General features: G+C 62.7%; 6 protein-coding genes and 1 pseudogene. 4 read left to right on the top strand and 3 right to left on the bottom strand.

Going from position 1 to position 5,948, the window contains the following annotated elements:
* The 4 genes and pseudogenes from B3V69_RS02090 to B3V69_RS02075 all read left to right on the top strand — a co-directional run.
* Positions 1 to 363, top strand: a pseudogene (locus B3V69_RS02090) (cell division protein FtsZ); the annotation flags it as partial.
* Between the two features lie 12 nt (positions 364 to 375).
* Positions 376 to 1,299, top strand: coding sequence for a UDP-3-O-acyl-N-acetylglucosamine deacetylase (lpxC, locus tag B3V69_RS02085; RefSeq protein ID WP_296443335.1), 924 nt, complete (start codon positions 376 to 378; stop codon positions 1,297 to 1,299).
* Positions 1,300 to 1,328: 29 nt separating this feature from the next.
* On the top strand, positions 1,329 to 1,505 hold the full coding sequence (locus tag B3V69_RS02080) for a hypothetical protein (protein ID WP_296443331.1): 177 nt from the start codon (positions 1,329 to 1,331) through the stop codon (positions 1,503 to 1,505).
* A gap of 111 nt (positions 1,506 to 1,616) precedes the next feature.
* Complete coding sequence (locus B3V69_RS02075) at positions 1,617 to 2,465, top strand: class I SAM-dependent methyltransferase (protein WP_296443330.1); 849 nt, start codon at positions 1,617 to 1,619, stop codon at positions 2,463 to 2,465.
* Positions 2,466 to 2,572: 107 nt separating this feature from the next.
* Here the strand turns inward: B3V69_RS02075 and B3V69_RS02070 are convergent, their stop codons facing one another.
* From B3V69_RS02070 to B3V69_RS02060, 3 genes are all read right to left on the bottom strand, one after another.
* The gene (locus B3V69_RS02070; protein WP_296443327.1) at positions 2,573 to 4,810 is read right to left on the bottom strand and encodes an NADP-dependent isocitrate dehydrogenase; all 2,238 of its coding nucleotides are present in this window, start codon (positions 4,808 to 4,810) and stop codon (positions 2,573 to 2,575) included.
* Between the two features lie 206 nt (positions 4,811 to 5,016).
* The gene (locus B3V69_RS02065; protein WP_296443325.1) at positions 5,017 to 5,637 is read right to left on the bottom strand and encodes a general secretion pathway protein GspB; all 621 of its coding nucleotides are present in this window, start codon (positions 5,635 to 5,637) and stop codon (positions 5,017 to 5,019) included.
* A gap of 4 nt (positions 5,638 to 5,641) precedes the next feature.
* On the bottom strand, positions 5,642 to 5,948 hold a 307-nt coding region (locus tag B3V69_RS02060), incomplete at its 5' end, for a peptidoglycan-binding domain-containing protein (protein WP_296443323.1).

The raw sequence follows: 5,948 nt of genomic DNA, 5'->3' as shown, positions 1-5,948 counted from the left end.
GGCACCGCCTACGACGACAACCTGGGCGAGGAGATCCGCGTTACCGTGGTGGCCACCGGCTTGAGCCGTCAGGGTGCGCGTCGCACGGCGCCACCGCTGCAGGTGCTGCGCACCGGCACCGACAACATCCCGTTTCATGTGCCAACGCTGAACACACCCGTGAGCAGCGCCATGGCATCGGGGTTGATGTCTTCCACCATTTCCTCCGGCAGCATGACGCAACCCGACTACCAGAGCATGGCCACACCCAGCGTCTGGCGCACGCGCGACCGGACCCAGGCGGCGGCCAAGGTGGATGCGCTGGCCAGCGGCGGCATGGACGACTTCGAAATCCCGGCTTTCCTGAGAAAGCAGGCAGATTAGTAAAATCAAGCTGTGCTGCAACAACGTACTCTCAAATCCCTGACCCGTGCCGTCGGCGTGGGCCTGCACAGTGGCCAGCGGGTGGAGCTCACCCTGCGGCCGGCGCAGCCTGACACCGGCATTGTTTTCCGGCGCGTCGATTTGCCCGAGCCGGTGGATATTCCGATCTCGGCTTTCGCGGTGACCGATACCCGGCTGGCCTCCACGATTTCCGCCCACGGTGCCAAGGTGCACACGGTGGAACATCTGATGTCGGCCTGTGCCGGTCTCGGCGTGGACAATATGTACGTGGACATCACGGCCGAGGAAGTGCCCATTCTGGATGGCTCGGCGGCGTCGTTTGTTTTTCTGCTGCAAAGCGCCGGCATCGAGCTGCAACAGGCGCCACGGCGCTTCATCCGCCTGACCCAACCGGTGGAGGTGCGTGAAGGAACGGGCGCAACCGAGAAGTGGGCGCGGCTGGAGCCCTACCATGGCTACAAGCTCAGTTTCGAGATCGACTTTGATCACCCGGCGGTCGATGCCACCGGCCAGCGCGTGGTGTTTGACATGAGCACCGGCTCGTATTCCAAAGACATCGCCCGCGCCCGCACCTTCGGCTTCAGCAAGGACTTCGAGGTGATGCGCGCCAACGGCCTGGCCCTGGGTGGCGGGCTGGATAACGCCATCGTGATGGACGACTACAAGGTCTTGAATGCCGACGGTTTGCGCTATGACGACGAGTTCGTCAAACACAAAATCCTCGACGCCATGGGCGACCTCTATCTGGTGGGCAAGCCCATGCTGGCCAGCTACAGCGCCCGTCGCTCGGGCCACGCGCTCAACAACCTGCTGCTGCGCGAACTGCTCAAACGCACGGACGCCTGGGACGTGGTGACCTTTGAAGATGAAAAGCTGGCGCCCAATGGTTTTGCGCAACTGGCGCGTGCCTGGTAGGCCCTGGTCAGCAACTCAAAAACCGCATCATGCTGCTCTTGCGCTGGCTCATTCTGTTGCTCTTGCTGGGCGCCGTGGTGTGCTTCGCTTTCTACGCCGCCACCGGCCAGCCGCGCTTCAAGCGTTACGGCCTGCTCACCCTCAAGTGGGTCTTGATTGCCGGGTTTGGCTTCTTTTCGGTGCTGATTCTGGAACGCATCGCTTAAGACCGGACGCGTGGCTACACTGGGCTACCGCAAGAATGGAAGGACAGCTCAAGCATGAAGCGCACGACCCGCCACTTTATTTTGGACGTCAGCCTTTCCAAAATACTATCCATGATGACCGTGTTCGCGCTCAGCGCGTGCGTGACTGTAGGCGCCACGAGGCCGCCGCCATCGAACGCCGCCGTTCTGACACCGGAGCGCATTGCCGAGATCGTCGCCAGCCCTGATCGCCGTGCGACGGACCGGAACAGTGACCTGCGGCGCAAGCCCGATCAAATGCTGGCTTTCATGGGCATTCGGCCCGGCATGGTGGCCCTGGATCTGAGCGCGGGCGGTGGCTACACCACCGAACTGCTGGCCCGTGCGGTGGGGCCCAGCGGGCGGGCCTATGGACAAAGTGCGCCAGCACGCGCGCCAGACGGTCCCCCGCGAACGCCCGTGGCCCCCGAGGGGAACGCTGCACCCGCCGCGTCATCGACGCAGACCCCCGCGATGGGGCCGCCACCCGTGCGCCGAACTTCAGCCCAAGCGCTGGCGGAACGGGCGAAGAATCCAGTGGTCGCGAACATCATTTCAGTGGTGCAAAAATTTGAAGATCCGGTGCCACCCGAGCGGGCATCCGGTGGGCTGGACCTTGTGACCTTGATGTTCAACTACCACGATCTCGGCCACCTGGGGGTGGATCGCAGCCGAATGAACGCGGCCGTATTCGCTGGGCTCAAGTCGGGCGGCCTGTACGTGATTGCGGATCATTCGGGTCGACCCGGTACCGGGATCTCGGAGTCGGGCACACTGCATCGCATCGAAGAGACTTTTCTGCGCCAGGAAGTGGAAGCTGCAGGCTTCAAACTGGTGGACCGCGCCAATTTTCTACGCAACCCGGCAGACCCCCGCGATAAAAACACACCGGAACCAGCGCAGCCCAAGGATGAATTCGTTCTGAAATTTGTTAAGCCGTAGGGATCCCGTCGATCACTAGCGGTCTATGAATTTTCAATTGTGTCCAAAGACGTGCGTCTCAGTTTGGACCACTCATGAGACGGGGTTGACGGATTACTCTTTCTCTTTCAGTCGGATGCGCCTGCCAATACCGCATTGAATGTGGCGCTGGGGCGCATGACATCCGTCACTTTCTGCTTGTCTGCCAAAAAGTAGCCGCCAATATCTGCCGGCTTGCCCTGTACTGCCTTGAACTCATCCGTGATCTTTTGCTCGTTCTCGGCCAGTGATTTGGCCAACGCCGCGAAATGGCCCTGCAGTTCCCTGTCTTGCGTCTGCGCCGCCAATTCCTGGGCCCAGTACATCGCCAGGTAGAACTGGCTGCCGCGGTTGTCGAGCTGGCCGGTCTTGGGCGAGGGGCCTTTGTTGTTGTCCAGCAGTTTGCCGGTGGCCGCGTCCAGCGTCTTGGACAGGATCTTGGCCTTTTCGTTGCCGGTTTTCAGGCCCAGATCTTCCAGGCTGACGGCCAGCGCCAGGTATTCGCCCAGCGAATCCCAACGCAGGTGGTTCTCTTCCACCAGTTGCTGCACGTGCTTGGGCGCAGACCCACCGGCGCCGGTCTCGTACATGCCGCCGCCGGCCATCAGTGGCACGATGGACAGCATCTTGGCGCTGGTCCCCAGCTCCATGATGGGGAACAGGTCGGTCAGGTAGTCGCGCAGGATGTTGCCGGTGACCGAGATCGTGTCCAGGCCGCGGATCGCACGCTCCATCGTGTAACGAATGGCGCGCACCTGCGACATGATCTGGATGTCCAGGCCGCTGGTGTCGTAGTCCTTGAGGTAGGTCTTGACCTTGTGGATCAGTTCGTTTTCGTGCGGGCGGTAGGGGTCCAGCCAGAACACGGCTGGCATGCCGGAGTTGCGGGCGCGGGTCACGGCCAGCTTGACCCAGTCGCGGATGGCCGCGTCCTTGGCCTGGCACATGCGCCAGATATCGCCCGCTTCCACGTTTTGCGCCAACAGCACTTCGCCGGTCGCCAGATCGGTGATGTTGGCGACGCCGTCCTCAGGGACCTCGAAGGTCTTGTCGTGCGAGCCGTACTCTTCGGCCTGCTGGGCCATCAGGCCCACATTGGGTACCGTGCCCATGGTTTTGGGATCAAAGTTGCCGTTCCATTTGCAGAAGTTGATCATCTCCTGGTAGATGCGGGCAAAGGTGCTCTCGGGCATCACCGCCTTGACGTCCTTGAGGCGGCCGTCCGCACCCCACATCTTGCCGCCGTTGCGAATCATGGCCGGCATGGAAGCATCCACGATGATGTCGTTGGGTGAGTGAAAGTTGGTGATGCCCTTGGCCGAGTCCACCATGGCCAGTTCGGGACGGTGCTCGTGGCAGGCGTGCAGGTCCTTGATGACTTCCTCGCGCAGCGATTGCGGCAGCGTGGCAAGCTTGTCATACAGGTTGACCATGCCATTGTTGACGTTGACACCGAGTTCCTCGAACAGCTTGGCGTGCTTTTCGAAAGCATCCTTGTAGAAGATCCTGACGCAGTGACCGAACACGATGGGGTGGGACACCTTCATCATGGTGGCCTTGACGTGCAAAGAGAACATCACACCGGTTTTGTGGGCGTCCTCAATCTCTTTTTCGTAAAAGGCCTCCAGGGCTTTTTTGCTCATGAACATGCTGTCAATGATTTCGCCATCCTTGAGCGACAGCTTGGGCTTGAGCACGATGGTCTTGCCGCTGTTGGTGAGGAGTTCCATCTTCACATCGCGCGCTTTGTCCAGGGTCATGGACTTCTCGCCGTGGTAGAAGTCGCCGTGGTGCATGTGCGAAACGTGGGTGCGCGATGCCTGGCTCCACTCGGCCATGGAATGGGGGTGCTTGCGGGCAAATTCCTTGACGGCCTTGGGCGCGCGGCGGTCCGAGTTGCCTTCGCGCAGCACCGGGTTCACGGCGCTGCCGATGCACCGGGAATAGCGGGTGCGGATGGCCTTGTCGGCATCGGTCTTGGGGTCCTCCGGGTAGTCCGGCACGGCATAGCCCTTGGACTGCAGTTCCTTGATGCAGGCCACCAACTGCCCGACCGACGCGCTGATGTTGGGCAATTTGATGATGTTGGTATCAGGCAGCTGCGTCAGGCGGCCGAGTTCTGCCAGGTTGTCCGGCACTCTTTGGGCTTCGGTCAGGTATTCGGGAAACTCGCCCAGCACCCGCGCGGCGACCGAGATGTCGCACTCGGTCACGTTGACGCCAGCCGGTGCCGTGAACGTGCGAATGACTGGCAGGAACGCACACGTCGCCAGAAACGGCGCTTCATCGGTCAGCGTGTAAATGATTTTTGACGGTTCCGTAGCCATGGCGCTCATCTTTCTAATTGGGTTGGTCAGCAACGAGTGACTGTATTCGAAGGTGCCGGTCTGTTCGGGCTTCACCGCGCGAGAAGCTTGATCGACATCAAAGAATGGGTGAAGCGACGGTGGTGGTGCACGATCCGGCCGCTAAGCAGGTTGACCCCGCCCCGAAACCCTCCGCCTGTGCCCGCCGGCGCTTGCCACGCAGGTGCCTAATGCGCCACCCGAAACCGTGTTCCCCGAAAACTGAAGACCGAACTCCTGGCGCGGATTTCGTCCAGCGTCACGTCGGGCGCGACCAGACTGCCTTGGTTTAGCACCTGGCCGTTGACCAAGAGCAGCCGTTGTCCCGGGTTGTCCGAGTAAACGGCGCCGGTGATGGTCAGCGCAGGGATCTCGCGACGGAGGTCTTCGGACAACTCGCTGAGCAGCGGGACGGCGGCCGGGGCGGCTTGGGGCGCTGATGCCTTGATGACCGGTAGCGGCAATGGTTTTGCCTTCGGCGTTGGCGCAGGCGCAGGCGTTGGTGCAGGTGTCGGTGTCGGTGTCGGTGTCGGTACGATTTGCGCCAAGGGTGCGGCCACCGGCGGCCTCGCCACGGCGGGTTCCACCGCCGCCAGGCGCACGGCGCTGGCCGGCGTTTGCCAGACCCACAGGCCGATTGCGACGCCGGCTAGCGCCAAGGCTGCGGCGATGGCCAGCCCGACGCGATGTTGCGCGCTGCGGGTGGTCCGGGACGTGGGGGTCGTTGCCTGGTGTGCGTGCAAGCCGGGCACGGCGCCACGCTCGCGTTCGGCATCGGCTCGTTTGAGTGCATCGAGGATGTAAGACATGGGCTTATCGCGGGTTGGTTGGCAGGCGCGGCTCGTTCACGTCCGTGGCGCTGTCGATCTGCATGAAGGTCATGGGGCCGGGTTGCCCGTCGGCTTTCAGGCCCTGGGCATGCTGAAAGGCCCGCACGCGGGCCCTCAGGGCCGCGTCCAGGACTGGCGGCGCGGCGGAGGCGGCTGGTGCCGGCGCGCCGTCCAGTCGGCTCAGCTGGCTCGCGAGCCGCTCGATGGCCGGGCCGGCGCTGCCGTCGCGCAGGTCGGTGCTGTAACCGGGCGGCGGGCGCCAGTAGGTGGCGAAGTCGCCGCGCCACAGC

The sequence above is a fragment of the Rhodoferax sp. UBA5149 genome (assembly GCF_002413825.1).
Taxonomy (GTDB): domain Bacteria; phylum Pseudomonadota; class Gammaproteobacteria; order Burkholderiales; family Burkholderiaceae_C; genus Rhodoferax.
This window is presented reverse-complemented; position numbering and strand designations above follow the sequence as displayed.

Coding starts and splice junctions, on each gene's coding strand:
- B3V69_RS02065 (WP_296443325.1), bottom strand. CDS start 5,637: ATGTCTTACATCCTCGATGCACTCAAACGAGCCGATGCCGAACGCGAG.
- B3V69_RS02080 (WP_296443331.1), top strand. CDS start 1,329: ATGCTGCTCTTGCGCTGGCTCATTCTGTTGCTCTTGCTGGGCGCCGTG.
- B3V69_RS02075 (WP_296443330.1), top strand. CDS start 1,617: ATGATGACCGTGTTCGCGCTCAGCGCGTGCGTGACTGTAGGCGCCACG.
- B3V69_RS02070 (WP_296443327.1), bottom strand. CDS start 4,810: ATGGCTACGGAACCGTCAAAAATCATTTACACGCTGACCGATGAAGCG.